At 53.8% G+C, this 20,020-nt stretch carries 22 protein-coding genes and 1 pseudogene; 5 read left to right on the forward strand and 18 right to left on the reverse strand.

What is annotated here, in order from left to right; translation table 11 throughout:
* Positions 1-187: 187 nt before the first annotated feature.
* From ACESZH_RS22460 to ACESZH_RS22520, 13 genes and pseudogenes are all read right to left on the reverse strand, one after another.
* Positions 188-1,570, reverse strand: a pseudogene (locus ACESZH_RS22460) (SNF2-related protein).
* A complete protein-coding gene (locus ACESZH_RS22465) occupies positions 1,567-1,992 on the reverse strand; it encodes a VRR-NUC domain-containing protein (protein WP_373219218.1) in 426 nt (141 codons plus the stop codon). The pseudogene ACESZH_RS22460 and the gene ACESZH_RS22465 overlap by 4 nt, the downstream one beginning before the upstream one ends.
* Positions 1,985-2,197 (reverse strand): hypothetical protein, encoded by a 213-nt coding sequence (locus ACESZH_RS22470; protein WP_373219217.1) that lies wholly within the window; start codon positions 2,195-2,197, stop codon positions 1,985-1,987. The genes ACESZH_RS22465 and ACESZH_RS22470 overlap by 8 nt, the downstream gene beginning before the upstream one ends.
* Positions 2,198-2,207: 10 nt before the next feature.
* On the reverse strand, positions 2,208-3,275 hold the full coding sequence (locus ACESZH_RS22475) for a DUF932 domain-containing protein (protein WP_373219216.1): 1,068 nt from the start codon (positions 3,273-3,275) through the stop codon (positions 2,208-2,210).
* A 92-nt stretch (positions 3,276-3,367) separates the two neighbouring features.
* A complete protein-coding gene (locus ACESZH_RS22480; protein ID WP_373219215.1) occupies positions 3,368-3,706 on the reverse strand; it encodes a hypothetical protein in 339 nt (112 codons plus the stop codon).
* 12 nt (positions 3,707-3,718) lie between these two features.
* Positions 3,719-5,719, reverse strand: a complete 2,001-nt coding sequence (locus ACESZH_RS22485; protein WP_373219214.1) for a DNA polymerase — start codon at positions 5,717-5,719, stop codon at positions 3,719-3,721.
* A 222-nt stretch (positions 5,720-5,941) separates the two neighbouring features.
* Positions 5,942-6,532, reverse strand: coding sequence for a DUF2815 family protein (locus tag ACESZH_RS22490; RefSeq protein ID WP_373219213.1), 591 nt, complete (start codon positions 6,530-6,532; stop codon positions 5,942-5,944).
* An 86-nt stretch (positions 6,533-6,618) separates the two neighbouring features.
* Positions 6,619-7,857, reverse strand: coding sequence for a DUF2800 domain-containing protein (locus ACESZH_RS22495; protein ID WP_373219212.1), 1,239 nt, complete (start codon positions 7,855-7,857; stop codon positions 6,619-6,621).
* Positions 7,858-7,870: 13 nt separating this feature from the next.
* Positions 7,871-8,560: a hypothetical protein gene (locus tag ACESZH_RS22500; protein WP_373219211.1), complete on the reverse strand. Its 690-nt coding sequence runs from the start codon at positions 8,558-8,560 to the stop codon at positions 7,871-7,873.
* Positions 8,557-8,940 carry a hypothetical protein gene (locus ACESZH_RS22505; protein WP_373219210.1) on the reverse strand — a complete coding sequence of 128 codons (384 nt, stop codon included), beginning with the start codon at positions 8,938-8,940 and terminating at the stop codon, positions 8,557-8,559. The genes ACESZH_RS22500 and ACESZH_RS22505 overlap by 4 nt, the downstream gene beginning before the upstream one ends.
* Entirely contained in the window at positions 8,933-9,496 is a 564-nt protein-coding gene (locus tag ACESZH_RS22510; protein ID WP_373219209.1) for a hypothetical protein, read from the reverse strand. Before ACESZH_RS22510 ends, ACESZH_RS22505 begins: the two co-directional genes overlap by 8 nt.
* A 93-nt stretch (positions 9,497-9,589) precedes the next feature.
* Positions 9,590-10,384 carry a sigma-70 family RNA polymerase sigma factor gene (locus ACESZH_RS22515; RefSeq protein ID WP_373219208.1) on the reverse strand — a complete coding sequence of 265 codons (795 nt, stop codon included), beginning with the start codon at positions 10,382-10,384 and terminating at the stop codon, positions 9,590-9,592.
* A gap of 591 nt (positions 10,385-10,975) precedes the next feature.
* Positions 10,976-13,135 (reverse strand): hypothetical protein, encoded by a 2,160-nt coding sequence (locus ACESZH_RS22520; RefSeq protein ID WP_373219207.1) that lies wholly within the window; start codon positions 13,133-13,135, stop codon positions 10,976-10,978.
* 182 nt (positions 13,136-13,317) lie between these two features.
* Between ACESZH_RS22520 and ACESZH_RS22525 the strand changes: the two genes are divergently transcribed.
* From ACESZH_RS22525 to ACESZH_RS22545, 5 genes are all read left to right on the forward strand, one after another.
* A complete protein-coding gene (locus ACESZH_RS22525; RefSeq protein ID WP_373219206.1) occupies positions 13,318-14,226 on the forward strand; it encodes a S24 family peptidase in 909 nt (302 codons plus the stop codon).
* Entirely contained in the window at positions 14,195-14,524 is a 330-nt protein-coding gene (locus ACESZH_RS22530) for a hypothetical protein (RefSeq protein WP_373219205.1), read from the forward strand. The genes ACESZH_RS22525 and ACESZH_RS22530 overlap by 32 nt, the downstream gene beginning before the upstream one ends.
* Before the next feature lie 3 nt (positions 14,525-14,527).
* Positions 14,528-16,030 carry a DNA methylase gene (locus ACESZH_RS22535; protein ID WP_373219219.1) on the forward strand — a complete coding sequence of 501 codons (1,503 nt, stop codon included), beginning with the start codon at positions 14,528-14,530 and terminating at the stop codon, positions 16,028-16,030.
* Between the two features lie 61 nt (positions 16,031-16,091).
* Positions 16,092-16,607: a hypothetical protein gene (locus tag ACESZH_RS22540; RefSeq protein ID WP_373219204.1), complete on the forward strand. Its 516-nt coding sequence runs from the start codon at positions 16,092-16,094 to the stop codon at positions 16,605-16,607.
* Positions 16,608-16,618: 11 nt separating this feature from the next.
* On the forward strand, positions 16,619-16,813 hold the full coding sequence (locus tag ACESZH_RS22545; protein ID WP_373219203.1) for a hypothetical protein: 195 nt from the start codon (positions 16,619-16,621) through the stop codon (positions 16,811-16,813).
* 128 nt (positions 16,814-16,941) lie between these two features.
* Here ACESZH_RS22545 and ACESZH_RS22550 read toward each other — a convergent pair whose 3' ends face one another.
* The 5 genes from ACESZH_RS22550 to ACESZH_RS22570 form a co-directional block, all read right to left on the reverse strand.
* Positions 16,942-17,307: a helix-turn-helix transcriptional regulator gene (locus tag ACESZH_RS22550; protein ID WP_373219202.1), complete on the reverse strand. Its 366-nt coding sequence runs from the start codon at positions 17,305-17,307 to the stop codon at positions 16,942-16,944.
* Complete coding sequence (locus ACESZH_RS22555) at positions 17,294-17,788, reverse strand: ATP cone domain-containing protein (RefSeq protein WP_373219201.1); 495 nt, start codon at positions 17,786-17,788, stop codon at positions 17,294-17,296. Before ACESZH_RS22555 ends, ACESZH_RS22550 begins: the two co-directional genes overlap by 14 nt.
* A gap of 216 nt (positions 17,789-18,004) precedes the next feature.
* On the reverse strand, positions 18,005-18,412 hold the full coding sequence (locus tag ACESZH_RS22560; protein WP_373219200.1) for a hypothetical protein: 408 nt from the start codon (positions 18,410-18,412) through the stop codon (positions 18,005-18,007).
* A gap of 109 nt (positions 18,413-18,521) precedes the next feature.
* On the reverse strand, positions 18,522-18,905 hold the full coding sequence (locus ACESZH_RS22565; RefSeq protein WP_373219199.1) for a VanZ family protein: 384 nt from the start codon (positions 18,903-18,905) through the stop codon (positions 18,522-18,524).
* Between the two features lie 130 nt (positions 18,906-19,035).
* Positions 19,036-19,872: a hypothetical protein gene (locus ACESZH_RS22570; RefSeq protein WP_373219198.1), complete on the reverse strand. Its 837-nt coding sequence runs from the start codon at positions 19,870-19,872 to the stop codon at positions 19,036-19,038.
* Positions 19,873-20,020 lie beyond the last annotated feature (148 nt).

The raw sequence follows: 20,020 nt of genomic DNA on the forward strand, positions 1-20,020 counted from the left end.
CCAGACTGCGCGGTCGATTATTTGAAAAGCGGAAAAATAATTTGCCGTTTGCGTCTCTCTCAATTCGCTGTCCAACACTCGGTTGTCTTGTAGCGATACTGTGCGCGACGCTTCGACCGCTCACGGTCTGCTGCGCGCAGGAATAATGGTTTATTCATATTGATTTCCTGTCCCATAGGCTTTCTCCTCATTCTTCGAGCCGTGCTCTGACGGCCGATATCAACTTTTCCTGTGTCATGTCCTTCTGCTCCAAAGCTGCCATGACGTCTTCATCCACGGTGCCTTTGGTGATGATGTGGTGAATGGTCACCACGTTGGTCTGCCCCTGCCTCCAGAGGCGCGCGTTGGTCTGCTGATACAGCTCCAAAGACCAGGTCAGGCCAAACCAGATCAGGATATGTCCACCCTGCTGGATGTTCAGACCGTGACCCGCCGATGCCGGGTGGATCAGCGCCACCGGAATGCGGCCGGCGTTCCAGTCCTTGATGTCTGCGCTGGTCTTGATGTCCCGGACGGGAATCTTCAGGCTTTCCAGATGGTCGATGATGCGCTGCCGGTCATGCTTAAACCAGTACGCCACCAGCACCGATTGTCCATTGGCGGCTTCAATGAGGTCCTCCAATGCCTCCAGCTTGTGGTCATGGATACGCCGGGCGTGACCGTTCTCATCGTAGACAGCACCATTGCTCATCTGCAACAGTTTCCCTGTCAGCGATGCGGCATTGGCGGCGTCTATGTCCCCATCCTTTAGCGGGATGAGAAGGTCCTGCTTGAGCATATCGTACAGCTCACGTTCGGCGGTGTTCATCTCCACCTCGTACCGGGTCGGGATACAGTCCGGCATGTTGAGATAGTCCAGCGCCTTCATGGAAATAGTGATATCCGAGATGCGCTGGTAGATCATCTCCTCCGCACCGGGTCTGGGGACGTACTGGAACACAATGCCCGTGGAAGGATTCATGGAGCCGGCCTTGAAGTAGGCCTCACGATAGCGCCCGATGAATTTGCCGAGGCGTTCACCGCCGTCAAGAATGCCTATCTCTGCCCAAAGATCCATGAGACCATTGGAGGACGGCGTGCCGGTCAGTCCGACCCATCGCCTCACATAAGGGCGCACCTTGCGCAGATACTTGAACCGCTGGGACTGGTAGTTCTTGAACGAGGACAACTCGTCGATGACAACCATAGAGAAGTCCCAGCGCATCCCGTTCTTCTCGTAATACTCCACCAGCCACTTGATGTTTTCCCGGTTCACGACATAGATCATAGCCGGGTGATGCACCGCAGCGATGCGGGTCTTGACATCACCGACAATCACTGAAATGTCCAGTCCCTTCAGATGGTCCCACTTCTCGATCTCTGTCGGCCATGTGTCACGAGCTACTCGCAATGGTGCGATGATGAGGACCTTGTTGACCTCAAATGTGTCCAGCATAAGGTCTTTGATAGCGGACAGGGTGATGACAGTCTTTCCTCAGCCCAAGCCCATATCCAGGAAAAGAGCCGCAATTGGGTGTGTCTTGATATACTCCGTGCAGTAGCTCTGGTAATCGTGCGGAATGAACTTCATTTGGGCATCACCTCCTCTGCTGTGGTCGTCTCCGTATTTGTCTCCGTATTGGCTCCCGGCAACTCGTCTCCCTCTGGTAATGACACTACCGGCATTTCAGGAATCCTCGCTCCGATGCCCTGTGGAATCGGGTCGCCCGGATTCCATCTGAGCAGCGCATCGATGGCGGGCCGGATCTGCTCCGGCCTGTCCACACAGAACACAGGAAAGCCCAATGCCTCCAACTGCTGCCGGCGCTTCCTCTGGAGGAGCCGCATCTGCTTGCCGGGAGCTTTCAGTTCCACAAAGGCACACTTGCCGCCCAAAAGAAGAACCAGACGATCCGGCACTCCGTTCATCGTCTGGCTCGTGAACTTTAGGGCTTGTCCGCCTGCGGCTCTGACCGCATCGACGAACTGTTTTTCTATAACGGATTCACGCATCGCCGTGTTCCTCCTCCGCTCTCCAGACCCCGACACGCGGATGTTTTTTCTTCGGTCGATTCTTCCTGCGCTGCTCCGCCATGATATGACCGATGGCGGCATCTGCTGTGGGGTCGGCATGATCCCGTCTGCCCCGCACAGGAGGGCCTTCATCTCTGTGTTCCTTAATCCATTGAACTGCCCGAAGCTCGTTGTTCTTCTCCATACTGTTCACCTCACCGGTTGATCTCTTTCCACTGCGCCGGCCCCATCGTGGCCACCTGCCAGCCGATGCCCTCCAGTGCCGTTGCCCGGTCATAGGAATCGACATCCTGTGACACCCTCGTCACAGCGTTGGACAGGCCATAGAGCGAAAGGTCACCGCCCTCAATGAGATACTTGAGGATGCCCTCCTGCTCATCGCTGTTGATGCCGTAGCTCTGGGCGGTCAGCTGAACAACGTCCTGCACCTTGCCGGTGATGGGAATCTCGGTGGAATCACGGAGGCGGTTCACGATCTGGGCAAAGCGTGTCTCATCGATTGCCGCCATCGTGGTATCCCGGAGCTTAAGCAGAAATGCCTTGTCCTCTGCTTCCATCGTCTCGTCCGAGTACAGTGCAAAGCTGTCCTCCACCGCCTTTGCCTGCCGGCCTACATGGTGGCGGCGCTCGCCCATGTCGTTGACCACAGCACCATTCAAACAGACAAGCCGGTACACCAGAGGCTGAACAGAAACAGCGCCGAGACCAACCTCCGAGTTGGAAATGACAACTCCGGCCTGGACGATATCCCCTTTACGCACCTCCATCTCCAGTCGCTTCGACACCACCTTCAGATACAGCCGATGCTCAGTGACCTCAGAGGAAACCACCTCATACTGGTCGGAACCCGCAAACAGCGGCAGCACCGCAGAAGCCACCTCCAGATTGTCGATGCGGCGGTACCGCTCCGACAGCAGTGCGCGGGCAACCTGCCCTGCGCCATAGTCCATCGACCGGACCATGTACGAATTGGTCTTGTCCCCAAACCAGGCGTTCACGTTTTCCGCCAGCAGCGTGGGCTTCTGCGCCTGCATGAGGTCGTAATACTTGGCGGGAATCCCCAGTGCCGACGCCACCTGGCGGTGGAACAGTGGGGTCGTACCGAACACCTCCTGCTGATTGGAGGTCAGGTGGTTGATCTCGAAGGTGCGGCCATCCTCCCGGAGCCGCATCCCCTGTGCCGGACTGATGAAGTCCTGCTTTGCCTTGTTCTGGCGGTTCAGCTCCACCAGAACTTCCTGCAAATTTCTTCCTGTTTTCATGTTGTTCTTCTCCTTTTTCTTCGGCGCATATTTATACGCCGGTTCAAGCGTCTGTGTCTTTCCGGGAAAGGCACCGTATGGTACTTGTCGGCTCATAACTCCCGGTTGATCATCTGCCGGATGATCTTGACTGCCCCCTGCATCCGTCTGCGGTTCAGCCGGTCATCGTGGAGCAGGATGTCCAGCGCATCGACTTCCTCCATGATGTTGCAGAGGACCTGCCGCTGGTGGTCGCGGGCCATATCCAGCTCCCTGTCCATGCGGTCGTACTCTTTTTCGTAGTCATCAATATCCTCAACATTGAGATTGATATAGCTCTCAATCTCCTGTCGAAGTTCCCCGCCGGCGCATTGCTCCACAGCGTCCAGCAGATCCCCGAGGTCAAATGGCGTGAGGAGCGACCCGTCTTTCAGTTGAATCAAATGCGGCATACGCTCACCTCCTTAGTCCTTGAAATAGTACGAAGGGGCGAGGTACCCAGCGGCTGACAACGGTAAACCCTCACACCAGTCGGGCTTGATTGCCATCAGCTTGCAGACCTCATCCACCTTGTACTTGCCGATCGGAGCTTCGATGATGACCTCGTCATGCACATGGCCGACAATGCTCAGTCCGTAATCCTCCATCCGCGCCATTGCTTCGGCAAGGATGTCTCTTGCAATCGCCTGGGTCGCATTTTCCACGAGCCGCCCGGAATACGTCTCCTGTCTGCTCCACTTGTGGTTTTGCCCCACACCCTCATAGGTGAGGCTCATGCGGCCAAAGCGGTTCGGCTGTGTGCGGGGTTTCAGGTAGACCAGCCTTCGCCCGGAGGGAAGCACCATCCAGAGTGTGCCGGACCAGAACTCAAAGGCGATCTTGCCGATCTCGCTGCGCTCCCCGGTCTTGTAGGCGGTCATGGCGGCTTTTTCCACGTCCCACCAGTACTGGACAATCTTCGGATTGGCCTCCCGCCAGGAGTCGATGATCTCCGGGAGTTCCTCCTCCTTCAGCCCCATCTGCAAAGCGCCCATGCTGATGAGCGCCCCGGAGGAGCCGCCATAGCCACAAGCCAAAGTTGCTATTTTACCCTTCTGTCTCAGCTCGCCGTTCACGCCGTGCTTGACGACAGGGACATGAAACATCTGGGATGCCGTTGCGCAGTACAGGTCCTCCCCGTTTTCAAATGCATCCAGCACCCATTGCTCCTCCGCCTCCCATGCGAGGACGCGGGCTTCGATGGCGCTGAAATCGGCCACAATGAACTCGCAGCCCTCTTTGGGCACGAGCATTGTGCGGATGAGCTGGGAGAGGACGTCCGGGGTGTTGCCGTAGATGCTCTCGACCATATCGAAGCATCCCATCTTCACCAGCTCCCGTGCCTGCTCCAGCGTGGAGATATGGTTCTGGGGAAGATTTTGCAATTGGATGTTGCGGCCACTGTACCGGCCAGTGCGACTTGCGCCGTAGAACTGGAACAGTCCCCGCGCCCTTCCGTCCGGGCAGACACAGCGTTCTGCTGCCTGGTACTTCTTGACGGAGCTTTTGGCCATCTGCAATCTCAGCTTCAGCATGTCCATTGCTTCCTCGTCCACGCCGTTCTTGTCCAGCTCCCCGATCATCTGCGCCACGTCCTTTTTGCCGAGGCTGTCCATCGGGATGCCGCGCTCATCCAACCACGATTTCAGCTGAGATACCGAGTTCGGATTTTCCAGACCGGTCAGCTCGTAGGCTTTCTTCGTCATGGCATCCGACAGCATCAGATCGCAGGCGATAGCTTGCTGGACAAGCTCCGTGTCGATCTTGACGCCCCGGTCGTTCACCCGCTCGTTGACCCGGTAATGATGCCACTCCCGGTCGGGCATCGGAAAACGCTTCAGTCGCTTGTAGATATCGATCTCGGTGTTCACGTCCTGGATGCAATAGCCTTTGAACTTTGCCCAGTCAGCCGGATAATGCTGCGGGAGATTCCTCGTGCGGTATCCGTTGGACTTTGTGGGCTTGCAGGGCATGGAGAACAGCTTGATCAGCCGCTCGCCCTCCTTGTCCTTCTGCTGTGCTGTCTTCAGCACCTCGCCCACGTCCTTCAGCGCCAGCGGCAAGGTCAGCGACCCGGCCATGACCATCGTGCAGAGCCAGTTTTCCGGGGAGAGGAATGCGCCCGGCTGAAGATACTGACCGGGGAAATGCCTCTGCAAATGGACCGAGAAGCACACCCGCTCGAATGAGGCATTGTGCGCGATGAGCCGGACTGTGCCGGACTGGAACGCCTCCAGCAGCTCTGCCGGAAACGGATCGCCAGTTGCGAGGTCACAGCACTGTGTCTCTCCAAAGCCGCTGCCGTCATCCGTTGCCCATGCAATGAGCAGGATCTCGAAGCTGGGGTCTGTGGCGTAGCGGTAAAGGCCACAGCTCTTGATATCGACCTCGGAATACGTCTCGATATCAACTAAGGTTTCTTTCATGGGGTTTTCACCTCCGTCCCATGTGTGTTGATTTTCATGTTGGTGTCGATAGATGTAATGGTTATCGGTTGAACATCTGCCGGGCAGCCATCCTGCCCGTTGCCCGCCGTCCGCCGCGTGGAGGCTGTTCTATGGACGGCTGCGCATGAGCGCCATTGCTGACGCCCACACGCAAAAGGAGAAGATAAGATGATGGTGTTGATAAGGGTTACTTGAGAAGTCTCACTTGAGGTAGTCCGGCAGATCCTCATCCGCGCCGCCGAGGACTTCCTCGTCCTCAAGCGCATCGAAGTCGGATTCCGCAGAGGCGCGGCCGGAGAGACGGTCGCCGTCACGGACAAACTGGATGTTGCACAGGCCAGCCGCCACACCGCGGTTGCCGTTGGCGTTGAAGGGGTAGAAATTCACGCTGACATTGCAGTAGCAGCCTGAGTAGACCATCATGGGGTCGGTGATCGGCTGGACACGGCGGTCCACCACCTGGGGTGCGTCCTTGCTGGTGGCGTTGATGAACATGCACTCCTGGTAGTTCTCATCGTCCGGGCGGTCGATGTCGCCGTCACGCAGGGGCGTCTTCAGATTGGGCGGGATCTTGCCGCCCCACTTGCGGGTCTTGCCGTCCTCCTTGGCGGCTTCCACCGCCTTGTGGATCGCCAGCAGGGTCTTCTTGTCCGTCTTGGGAATCAGACAGGACACGCTGTACTTGGCGTCGCCGCCGTTGATGCTCTTAGCCTCGAAGATGTTGGCAAAGGAAATGCGGCACGGGATGACGACCTTAGTCGCACTGGTGTTGTTCTTGCTCGTAGTAGCCATTGAAAAATCCTCCGTTTTCTGTAGAATAGGTCATTGTGTATTGCTTGCTGCCCTCGGGCTGTGTCGTGTACCAGCTCAGTACTGGCTCAGTCGAGGACGTCAAACTCGTCTGATGCGGTCTGAAGATCGACCGCCTCTCTGGGGTCGGAGTCAGGCACCAGCGACAGCTTGCCGGGCGGCTTGACCACATACTCTCCCAGAACTTCCTGGAACTTTTTCTTCCCCATGAGCTTTTCAAACTCGGTCAGGGAGATGAGCTCCGTCTTGTAGATGTCGGTGTATCCGGCCTTCTGTGCCGCCGCGACCACCGACTTGGTGTCGAGAAACTGCCGCTTGCTCCTGCCCTCCACCACCTTGTAGCCCGCCCATGTCACGCCGTGGTTGATTGCCTCGGAACTGACATAGGCAAAGATGGCTTCGATCCAGGATTCGATGCGGTTCAGCGTCGGGAGCATCTGCTGGATGTCCGTCTTGGTCAGCAGCGCCGGGGACTTGAAGGTGGGTGCCGATGTGTCCGGGTCGAAGGAGGATGTGGCGTCCGTTTCCTCCAGACAATCACACCGTTGTTCATCCTCCAGCACTCCGGCATCCAGATCGAGGAACTCCTCTTTGACCAATGCCAGGGCTTCCTGCGCACAGGCTTTGCAGGCACACCGGGCGCGGCAGAACCGGCACCAGTCGCCGGGGACTTGCTCACCCTTTCCCTCAAATGCCAGCTTCGCTCTGGGCCGAACGTAGCTCTCGCCCCAGTCCAGCAGCTCGTCCACCGTGCATTCAAAGGTCGAGATGTTCTCAAGCCTCGGCTGGATGATGGTCATGGAGACCTTCTGGATATCGTACAGATACCCGTAGGCGTGGTAGGCACCCAGCGCGTACAGCATCATCTGGGGATTATGGTCGCAGTTGACGAACACACCCTTGCCGTTCTTGTAATCGTTTACATAGAGCGTTCCGTCTGCAATGATCACACAGTCGCCGGTACCGAAGCCGTCCGGTACGAGGTAGCTGTAATCCAGCCGTTCCTCCACCATGACCAGCGGGTGTGGGCAGGTCTCCTTGATGCGCTCAATCTGGTTGATGATGAACTCTGCGTAGATGTCGGTGTTGCCCTCCATCTCCTCGCTGTCGAACTCCGATGTCGGACGCTGCACCCGCTCATGCAGGTACTTGCGGAGCTTGTACTCGCCCAGCGCATGGGCGGCGGTACCCTCCTCGGCATACACCGAGGATTCATTGGGGAAGTTCTGCTCCAGCCGGGCGGATGGTGTACAGTTCAGCCACCGCTTCGAGCTGGAAGCGGACAATATCGCATGGACTTCCGGCATAGGGCACCTCCCATCACAGCTGGGAGATGTCGGTCAGGAAAGCCTCATACTTCTCCGCCGGGAGGTCGGACAGTGCGCCGACGCCGTAAGCCTTCAGAAGCTGGCCGATCTTTTCATTGTTGCTGCGCTTCTGCTTGATCTTGGCCACGATGACCGAGATGATGTCATCTTTGGTGAGGATAGGCACACGGGGCTTCGGTTCGATGGGAGGCTCTGCGGGCATATCTGCTCCCGGAGCTTTATCGGGTGGCTCCTCCTTCTGGCCGGTGTCCGCCTTCTGGCTGGTGTCCTCCCACGGCGGGGTATCCGCTGTGTCTGCCGGGAGGCTGTTGTCCTCGGTGTCCTCCGCAGTGTCCTCTGCTGCTGCGGTGTCATCCTGCGCATCCACCTCTGTGGGGTCGGGAGCGGTTTCTCCCGGCTCGTTATCGAATACCGGCTCGGCATCGGGAGCCTTCTGCCGCTTCACCGGCTTCTTGCGGGGGCGGGGAACCGTCACACCCTTTGCGGACACATTCGCCGGGAGGGGCTTGTCCGGGGGAAGCGTGGTGCTGATCGGAAGCAGCACCTTTTCTTCCTCCGCTGCGCCGGTTGCCAGCAGCGCCAACTGCTCGGACACGCCCTCAAACATCTGGGCAAACCCCTGAAAGACTTCCGTCAGACCGTCTACGATCTTCTTCGGAGCTGCCAGCATATCCATACTCATACCTCGTCCTCCTCATCGATCACGCTGTCCAGATACTCCATCTGTGCCGCCAGGACTGCCAGAACCATCCTCTCGCACATCCCAGTACGGCGGCGGATGAAGCGGAGCATCTCATCGAAATCGAAGGGGTCATCGTCCTCATCGCAGCAGTCGCTGGACTTGTTGGTGCAGCAGTTACAGGAGCCATTGTGGTCACAGGACTTACCATGACCACAGTCACAGGCTTCCTCATCGGACTCACGGCTCACAGGCTCCTTGCCCACAGGCTCCTCTTCATCAACCTTCTTCACCATCACACGGATGCCGGCGATGGGAATGCCAGCCCCGGATGCAGCGATAACCTTCAGTAGTTCGTCCAGATTCGTATTCTTCTTATCCATTGTTGCTCTCACTTTCTGCAGCTTTTTGCTGCCCTTTATAACCAGCGGAAATGCCCTTGATGAGCAGCTCCACCATGCGACTTGGTTCCGGCAGGTTGCGGACCGGTTTGTTCAGCTCCTTTGCCCTTGCGATTTCCACCGCCATCCCTTCGGAGATGGTGTCTCCGAACACCCAAACCTCATCAGCTTCCTCCAGCCACTGAAGCCCCAGCCGGATGCCGTTCTCCCTCTCCCGCTTCACCTCATCTTCCAGAAAGGTTGTGAAGTAGAGGTGCGGTGCCAGCGGCATGAAGCCGAGGGTGGTAAGGATGCGGCAGGCGGTCTTGGCGCGATGGAGATTGGATTCCAGTTCCACTTTCCGGCTCTCCTCCGTTTCCGCCAGCGGACGGTACGGCGAGCACACGAAGATTTTCTTCGGGGATGCTGTACCATTGTGTGCTGGGTCGTGGGGCGTGACCGAATCATGGGATGCGTTCTCCCCAGCTTCCCCGCCGGGTGGCTTCAGCTCACGGGGATTCTTGATGTCTCTCTGCGCGGCCAAATGTTCATTGTTCATGGCTTTTGCCCTCCTTGTTTTTCTTGAAGAAGTAGTCCCTTCACTAAGCACACCGTTTGAGGCCAATTTATAACGGGGTCTCCGGCAATTTTTTCAAAATTTCTTTTTCAGAGTCTTTATCGCCCTGCTCATGCACTGGTTCACAGCCACCTGTGTGATTCCCAGCTCCTCTGCAATCTCCTGCTGGGTCATTCCCTTGAAGTAGTACAGCTCGATGACTTCCCTCTGCCGCTCGGTCAGCTTTCCAATTGCGGCATACAGCCTGCGAAGCTCCTGATCTGCCAGCATCTCGGCATTTTCTTCCTCCAGGAAGTCAACCATGATGGAATCCGACCAATCGGAGCCATCGCACTCCAACACAGCGGCTTCGTACTTGCTGCTGGTTTTGTTCAGGTTGTGTTCCAGTCGGCGCTCGCCCTCCATGATCAGACGCAAGCTCCACTCCGCTTCCTCAAAGACCTCTGCCGGCACCACCTGATATGTCCCATCGTTGAAGTCGTAGCGGTAATCTCCGCAGCGATCCACCGCCATCACAGAACGCGCGCCATCCATCTCATACACAGCGTATCCGTTCTGATAGGCAGTGATAGTCGCACCGTTCACGCTGGTCTGAGCCACCGCCACCGGGTTCTGCTCCATGAGCTGCTTGTACTGAGGCAGCTTCTTCTCCGTGACCGCATCGATCTTGGTCTTCAGTTCCCGGAGGGTGATGTGTGCATTCTCCGCGATTTCTGCTACAACTGCCGCCACGGAGTTCACCACATCGTCCACGCTCGGCAGGAGATCCACGTTCACCTGCGGACGGCGAATCTCCATCACGCCCACGCCACCGTTGATTGCGACTGCTCCGGCCATAAAGCCGTGACCCATCATCATGTTCATCTTCATTGTTTTGTCCTTTCCCCCGGACTCTGGGAGGGGAAGGATACCGAAGCGGAGCGTGATGTATGCCGAAACCGGACAGTAGCTGTCGGGAATACGACCCTTGGTGTCGGGATTTCACCCTGATGGACTGGACTATTCCCTTGAAAACAAAATAGCCCGATTCCAGAGATGGTAGAGTACACCCATACACCGGCCGTCTCACCGCCAGCTATGCGCTGGCTGGTAAAACTCCGTTATGGTATCCTTCGCCTTCTCTAGAATCGGGCTTACGATATTATTTTTGTGTTCTCAGGCTGCCCTCCGTGGGGCTTGTCCCTTGAACTGTCTATATCATATCAGGACAAAACAGGTAAAACCACGACAGTAGGTGTCGGGAAAATGTCCGCCTCAAAAAGCACGTATTTACACGGTTTTCTTGCATTTCCATGTACTATTTCTCTTTCAAAGGGACATTTTCCCGACCATATGGGTCTGGTTTTGGACCAAAAACCGGACACCTACTGTCGCATTCACAGAAAACTTTTTTCGTTTTTGGGCATAAAAAAAGCCGGGATGCTGGAATGCACCCCGGTCATACACCGTATTCATGTTGCCTTATCTGGCCTCAGTCGGCCTCAAAGTAGTTCTTACTGTCTTTTTCGGCTGTATCCCCGCCATTTGATGCGGAAGGTTTCTCTCGTTTCCCTCTCCCCGGAACAGAGGAGGATACCCCTGTTTCTGGAGAATATCCTCACACCGGTCTACCGAAATCTGTTCTGACTGGAGCAGAAACTGGCGGTAAAGAAAATCGATCTCTGATTTGCGAAGCGCATATCCCGCATTCTCGATCAGCTCCATCGAAATGTAATACGGTAAGCTCATCGCAACGCAGATCCCAACGATATGCGGCAGAGAGGGTCTGTCGGAGTTCAGATAGTTGTACAATGCCTTGGAGCTGACCCCCAGCATACCCGCAAGTGCCTCCTGCGTCAGATGTTTCCTTTTCAGAATGTGTTTTATGGATTCCCCAAATTCGTCCTCCAGTTCTTTGTAGATATCCATCCACAGTATACAGTCCGAGACCAGACAACTGTTTTCCTTTTCATAGCCCTCTGTCCCTGGTTCCGCCGCAAGGGTATAGCCCGACGGGTATTGTCCGGTTTCGCCCTTCTTCCTGAATACAGCACTTTGCCGGAATTCCCCCTTCATCCTGCACCCATTGACCTTGAATGCCAAGCAGCATTCGTCAATGTGGTTCCGTGCGTAGTATGTCAGGCGAATCCTCTTATACTCATCGATATAGCAGTAACGTTCATCATCGATGCAAAAATGGCCTTCTACATACCGGTAACGGCCACTTCGCAATGCAGATTCAAATGCACCATCCGCACAAGCGAGTTTGGCTGCATCCTGCGCGGAGATTGTAAATGTGGCCTTTTCTGGCCATGCACCAGCGCACCCGTGGTCGGGAATGACCTGACCATTCACATACTCGCGGATTCCCTCTGCCTCATAGTACCCCAATTCGATCATCCTGCATTTGGCCATCGAAAAGGAGACACCGTTTCTCTCTGCCAGCAGCTCTATCATATGCCGCATGCTTTCTGGTGACCGAACTCCTCCGTGTTCCGCCATCGTCCGATCGACAAAGCACATCGTATCCTCACGTTCCATCAGCAGGAAAGCCGGCAGCTTCTCGCATTGCTTCTCCATCCATTCGATAGCTGTGCCGCGGTGGATTCCCCGGCGATGTTCCTTCCTCCTGCTGGAATATGCCTGGTATGGTCGCCCTGCCACCATCTGTAGAAGAAAAAACCATCTGTCCAGATACAAATGGCAGCATTCATGGACAATCGTACTGTTGCGGACAGCTGCTGAAGAACAGTTATCCTTGCTTATCAGGATCGTGCCTGGACGTATTCTTTTCCGGTATACAGCCCCTTCATCATCGATCAGGTCTATTTCCCCGTAGTCATAGTATATCTGCCCCATGATCGTCACGTCTGCAAACCGAACATCTTCTATCCTTTGCCCCATCCTGTGCGCTAGTTCTTCTGCTTCTACAACCGTGGTGTCTCCGCCGATGACTTTTCGATTCTCAGGAAAATAACAGTCAAGCAGATCATGCGCTACATGCTCATAATCCTTCGCCCGCAGAATCGGAAGCAGGTATTCATTCGTCTCGATCCAATACCCTGGGAAAATCGGATCATCCTTCCACAGAGCGTTCAGCCAGATTAACGGGCCTATACAGCTTTGGTGGCAGGGGCGCAGGTCAAAAATGTACCGCATCCTGAATGCCGTATTCTGAAGCTCTATCCTGTTATTCCCATCCGTCCCTTCAACCTGTCCCTTGATTATGAAATCAACGACCGTCGCCTCGGTTGGCTGTTGGAGCTTCGACAAAGTCTTATAGTAATGCCACGCCCGCAGGCGCATCCTCTGTGCGTTCGGAAGGACGCCGACCCGCTGAATCTCGGCTTTCTCCATCTGCAGGTAGTTGTTCAGCACTCCCCCAATATCCTCATGGAGACAATTTAGCAGTATTTCAAACGCAGAATAGGGATGAGGATCAGCTGTCATGCTATTCTGATTGACAACATTATGTTGCTGGGCAATACTATGCTGCTTGACAACGCCATGCTGTGCCGGGTCACTGTACTGGCCCGATAAGCATCGCGGAACAGTCATATTCTGCGGCGTACAGCGGCTCACAGGCAGGGCGATAGGAGACTTTCCCTGCCCGAAGTCCTTCAGCGTCAGCGCATACTCCATCCTATCAGCTCCTTACTCATCTCATAATGGCAATATTATACACCGCTGGAGTATCCAAATCAATAGAGTATGCACAAAATATTTTTCTCTCACATCTTGAACGCACAATATTCTTGTGTTATAATGAGGCTGTAAGGTGGAAAAGAACCCATTATGTTCCACCTGTCCAAGGAGGAAAAGCAATGTCTAAACAAATAAAAGGCACTTCTTTTGCATCCAAAAAAGAAAAAAAAGCCGCCGGAAGTCGCACCGTTGTGCATCTTCCCAATTCAGATGCGCAAAATGATGCTGTGCCATCGTTCGGTGCAGTCCTGCGCAAGTACAGAAACAAAAACGAAATGAGCCAGCCTGAACTGGCTGAAATCATGGGCATTTCCCGCAACACGATCACGAACTGGGAGAACGATAAATGCCGCCCGGAGGTCGATTCCATCCGTACCCTTTGCTCCATGCTGGGAATCCCTCTCTATGAGCTATTCGGCCTGTCCAATGATTCCATGCCCTCGCCGCATGAAAACGTTATCCTTTCCCAGTACAGGCAATTAAGCCGTGTCGGACAGAAGGTCATCGATAAAACCATCCACGCCATGCTGGAAGAGGAAATAGACGCCCGCGACCGATACCTGGAAGAATCCTATGACCTTGTTCCGCTGGAGGCCACGCCTTCGGCTGCCGGCCCCGGCTGTGATTTCGTTGATCTGCCCCCGGAGTATGTGTTCGTAAAAAAGACTGGGTACAACGAATCCGCTGATGCTTTGATCCGTGTGTCCGGTGCAAGTATGGAGCCAGCCTTTTATGATGGCGATCTGGTGTGCGTCAGGTACACCCAGGATGTGACGAATGGCGACATTGTCATCTGCTCTACCGCCGATGGCGCCGTCATCAAACAGCTGATGAACCACCGGCTGTATTCACTGAACAGAGCTCTCCCTTATGGTGATAAAAACGAGGATGACCATGTTACTGTCGTCGGCAAGGTTCTGGGCAAAGTAAGTGCCCGTGATCTGGCGGACGAAGAAGATATCCCTGCTCTGGAAGTAGTCAAAGCGGCAGACGTCCGTGCTTTCAAGCAGAAGTACGGGCTGCTGTGAGGGGGTGACAGCTATGGCCAAACACCAGAAAACGGAACGTGTCTATGTCAAAGTAGCATCGGAGTTTGATTCCACCGGCTATATGCTGCCAACTTCGATCACATGGGCTGACGGAAGAACCTTCCCTATCGAAAAAGTGCGGGATTTCCGACCAGCCGGAACCGCCGATAACGGTTTCTCCGGCGATTGCTTCACAGTGCTCATCCAGGGACAGGAGAAGCATCTGTTCTTTGAGCGCATCGATCCCCGATTCACCGGTCGGCTAGGCAGATGGTTTGTGGAGAGGACGATGCAGTAAATCATCATTTTTGAGAAAGGAGGCGTTTTTACGGTGCAGCGTACTTATTTAGCTATTGATTTGAAGTCGTATTACGCAAGCGCCGAGTGCGCCTCCCGCCATCTTGATCCGCTGACCACCAATCTTGTCGTGGCAGACGCTTCCCGAACAGAGAAAACCATCTGCCTGGCCGTCTCCCCTTCGCTCAAAGCCTACGGCATTCCCGGCCGAGCGCGGCTCTTTGAGGTCGTTCAGAAGGTCAAAGAGGTCAACGCAGAACGGCTCCGCAGCGCCATTCGCAGCCACACAGCTGTGTACAAGGACGGAAAGCCATCCCTCTCCTCCAAATCCTACGACGCCAACGCACTGGCAAAAGACCCATCACTGGAAGTAGATTATCTGGTAGCGCCGCCCCGGATGCTGTATTACGAGAAGGTATCCCGGCAGATTTACGGCGTCTATCAGAAATACATCGCGCCAGAGGATATTCTGGTGTATTCCATCGATGAGGTGTTCATCGATGCAACCGCCTACCTCTCCCACTACCAGATGAGTGCCCACGACCTTGCCATGACGATGATCCGTGAAGTGCTGTATACGACTGGCATCACGGCCACGGCCGGCATCGGCACCAACCTTTATCTCGCCAAGCTGGCAATGGACATCACGGCAAAACACGCTGCGCCCGATAAGGATGGTGTGCGTATTGCAGAACTGGATGAGGAGTCCTTCCGCTATCTCCTCTGGGATCACAAACCACTGACGGATTTCTGGCAGACCGGCCCCGGAACAGTCAAGAGACTGGAGTCCATCGGTATCCACACAATGGGCGAGCTGGCGCGGTTCAGTCTGACAAGGCAGGATATGCTTTACGATAAATTTGGCGTGGATGCAGAGATCCTGATCGACCACGCCTGGGGTCTTGAACCCTGCACGATGCAGGAGATCAAAGCATACCGACCTTCTTCCACCAGCATCAGCGAAGGACAGGTTCTCAAGGAGCCATACACCAACGCCAAGGCACGGATCATCGTCCAGGAGATGGCGGAAAACCTATCAAACCAGCTTCTTGGCAAGAAACTGGCTACCGATGGGCTTGTACTGACCATAGGCTATGACCGTGAGAACTGCGACAAGGGCCTGTATACTGGCCCTGTACACATCGACCACTACGGACGAAAGGTACCTAAACCCGCACATGGGAGCACTAAGCTGAACAATCCCACCAGCCTGTCCAGTCAGATCATAGCTGCGGCAGTAGGGCTGTTCGACCAGATCAGCAACAAGTCTCTGACCATCCGCAGGATTACTATTGCCTCCATCCGGGTCGTAAAGGACGAAGGAATCTATCAGATGGATCTGTTCACAGATACAAAGAAGCTGGATAAGGAAAAACTGCTCCAACAGACCATGCTGGACATCAAACTGAAGTATGGCAAAAATGCTGTTCTGAAAGGTACGAGCTACATGGAAGGCGCCACCATGCGTGAGCGCAATGAACAGATCGGCGGGCATAAGGCTAAGTGATACATCCAAGTGATGCACGAAGCCAAGTGAAGTCTAAAACCGTCAGAAGGGAGGATAACCGATGAACTGCAAGAATACACCCGAAGGAAGAATTGTCCGGCAGAAGTATGCGGATATCCTTCCCCTCTCGCGCCCGGAACCGATAAAGCCCCGGATGACTACGCTAAACAGGGCAAAGATATTCTCCCCCTTCGCTGCGCTCCGGGGATATGATGAGGAGATTTCCGATCAGGACCGGGTGCAGAGGCTGATAGCCAAGGCAGAACTATCCGAGGAGGACAAAGGGCACTTATCCGACCGTCTCCTGCAGGTCAGAAAGGGAATGACCATAACTGTCCGCTATTTTCACGCCGACGCCGTATACGCTCCGCTGGGGGCTTACGAGTCTCTGACAGGGACGGTAGCCAGAATTGACCCTGTGTACAGAGAAATCGATATAAAGACCGGGACAACAACAGCTCTTAGGAAATCACCGCCGGTCACAATCTCCTTCGACGACCTGGTTCAGGTAGCCGGAGAAGGAATCATTGGCATAGATGATTTTCTTGGTCTTGAAGAATATCCCAATGAGGATTGAGGTGAACACATTTGAATTACTATTTCTGCGATGCCTGCCATTACTGCTTTGAATATTCGACCCCGCCCGATCGCTGCCCGGACTGCGGAAAAACACAGTGGCGCGAGCATCCCGCTGTCCGGCCTGCAACCGAAAAAGAAATCGCTGACCTGCTCCGCGCCAAAGCAGAGGATGAAGCCGAGCTCAATCTCACCGCCTGTGGCTAACATCAAGCCACAGGTTTTTCTGTTCAAAAAGAAAGAAGCTGAGGCGCACCTTTCTGGCGTACTTCAGCTTCTAAGCAAATCTACTCTATGTCATGCAGGATAATACTGGCGCTATGACCTGTATTATCTCATGCTGTAATTCTATCTATCATGGTGTTAATGGAGCCCTGTAACACCTTCAGCACCGCCGGGTCTAAGCCGGAAACAGCACTGACATATGGAATAAAGTCACTCGGAAAAATCTCCATAAGGTTACAATCATATATCTGGCAAAGGGAAAGAATATCTTCCGAGGAACACAATGTCTCGCCGCTCTCAATGCGTCCGACTTTGCGTCCGCCCCAACCAAGGATTTCTGCCACATCCTCCTGCGTAAGACCAGTTTTCTTTCTTGCCCTCTGAAGATTCCCTCCGATTTCCTTTTTATGCTCCTCAGTCGTATGTTGGGGTTTCAGTTTCGCTCTGTACCTGTTGAGTTGATCAGATGTAAGCAAGCATATTACCCCCACACCTCAGACTGCGATTAGCAGCCTCAGAAGTGGGAGGAGTGGGAACAGACAGAAGCATCGGATCAGTTACGGCTCCGGTATTGCTTCTCCCCGCTGTATGGTTTCTATTCATCCAGGCAGTCCGTATCATTAGACTGACCCGTGCGGTCTTTAACCTGCGTAAAATCCGCAACTGCTCTCTCTGATTTTCCAACCTTTCTAGTTCGAGTTGCAGATCGATATTATCTTGAAATCTCTCTTGATAATCTGCGTCCAGTATTCTACTAATTATCTCAGCGAGAATGTCGATTCGTTCATTAAGATCAAAGTCTTCATCATCCCAGCCTACACCAGAAAAGAGTTCGACCTCGTGTATCTTCTTCTCGACCTTTTTCGTTTCCCTCCGAATACAAGCCTTACTTACGGCATCCACGATTTTTGAAACGTCGAAATCGCAGCTTGCGCCGTTCCTTTTAATGATTCTCATCGATAGAAATTCACCTGCTTTCTCTGTGTCGTCAACACACTGGATTTCCTTTTTCGCCCCTCCAAGCGATTCCCGTATTGTATTGCACTCTATATTATATCAGAGAATAAAGCTGGTGGGAAGAATATCCACAAGTTTTTGATGATGAATAAAAAAACCTGTGGCTATCGAACTGGAACTCAGTATCGGCCACAGGTTTTCTCTCTCTTATTATCATTACAAACTATACACTTCCATCATCAGCCGTATCCCGACTTTCATCCCCTCCTCAAATGCGCTTTTCTCCCAGGCACAGCACACGCTTCCCTGCCTGACCATAATCTCCTCCCAGAGAGGAATCTTACCTCCAACACAGTCCTCTACCAGTATATCCATACCAGGTGTCTCTCGCAACCACGCTTCAAACTCTTTTTCTTTCGCCTTCGCTGCTCTCCCCGCCACTGTAGTCTTCGGTGCTACAGGATTACTCTCTGTGTAAGTCTCATAGATCAGGTCGAGCAAGTTTTCCACCGGTGGGTAGTATTTTGGTTCTGTTTTCGATAAGTAGTTCTCCAGTATTTCTCTTAATTTTTCGATAATGCTACCTTCCCTTCCAACCGGGTGCAATTGAATTCCGATTCCCAATTTGGATTCCGATTCCGGTTATGAGGGATATTACCGTCTATTTCTGCACATAGCAAGTGAAATCTTCAAGATTTCATTTGCCCCTTCTTCGCCTGGATACCTCTTTTCTTCACACCAACAAAACCACAGCCCCACCGATAAAAGTACCGATCAGATTCAGCCCTACGTCAAACCATGAGAAATGCCGTCCCTGTATCCACGGCTTTGTGGCCTCGTCCACATAGCTCCACGCTGCTGCCACCAACATCCATCCCAGTGATGCTCCTCCAATCTTAATCGTCAGCCCCAGCAGGAACGTAAACACAGCGAACACGACAATGTGTGCCGCCCGCCGCAGCTTTCCGTTCAGGTCATTGATATCATTATCAAGAAAACGAAGATGCTCTGCCAGCTCCCGGCTTGCCCTGCCCGTGTGTTCCCCATCCTGATGGGAAAGGAACGTCATGAAAAGGAACCAGAGAATCGTGGAAATTAGAGATATATATAACGCCAATGTGCTTTACCTCCCGTCAGATTCATTACCTCCTGGTAGATTAATAGCCTCCTGCCAGTTGATGGGAATCATTCTATCATAGAATTCTGCACATAGCCACTCCCAGAATAATTCTCACCCAGCGTTGATCCTATTCTGTCTCTCCTTTTCTCACCGGCTCCATCTTCTCTTTTGCTTTCTGCGGTGCATCGATCAGGCCGAACCGATAGAACATTGCGTAGATATAAGTCACACCCCGGATGTCACCGAGGGCCTTCGGACGGTCAACTACAGAGCCAATACTCGGTATATTATGAAAGGCCAGCAGAACGGAACTCCACGCCAGGCTCTTGCTGTTCTCCCGCCGATCGATGAACAGCTCCTTTGTGTAGGTATCTCCTCTCCCCTTCTTCAGACTGTACGAGAATACCAGCCCGGAATAGGTGCGGAACTTGTAGCCCTGGAACTCAATTACCGCCGCCCATAGAGCCTCCTCAGTCTGCTCTGTTTTTATCCTCTCGATTATCCTTTCCCGCTTCCGCATCCGGCGGATACGCTCTGCGCCAACGCTAAGATTTTTACTGTCCGTTTCGACCGGAAAATACACGCCCTTCTCATAAGGCAGATACGAAGTGACAGAGGATTTGGAGAGATTCAACTCCCTCATCATCGCTGCGATGGCCTCTGTGTGTGACAGACCGGAGGCTCTGTGTTTATTGAACACCCGATTCACTTGATCTGCCACCTCAGACCTATACACGCCGGCGGTGATCAGCAGCTTACGAACCTTGATGGGATTAAGGTCAAGTTCGTCAGCAATCGTCTGGAGGGAAGGATGCTCCTCTTTATCGTAGAGCGACACGGCTGCGTCCATCTGATTCTGAAGGATGGCGCTTGGGTTATAGTCCGGCTTAGACGGCTTCCGGCCGCCACCGGGTTTTCTCTTTGCTTTCTTATGGCCCACAGCCATATCTTCCCCCCTCTCCATATACCCCACCACAGTATATTATTTCCGTTACAAACTATATGCGCACTCCCGCAGAAAGCCGTGTGTACGATTGTGAACTTCCATGGTAATTAACTCTCGTTTGTATCAGAAAAGACAGTGAAAATGATAAAAATCCCTTGATTTCTGT

The organism is Ruminococcus sp. 5_1_39BFAA (assembly GCF_964240875.1).
Taxonomy (GTDB): Bacteria; Bacillota; Clostridia; order Lachnospirales; family Lachnospiraceae; genus Blautia_A.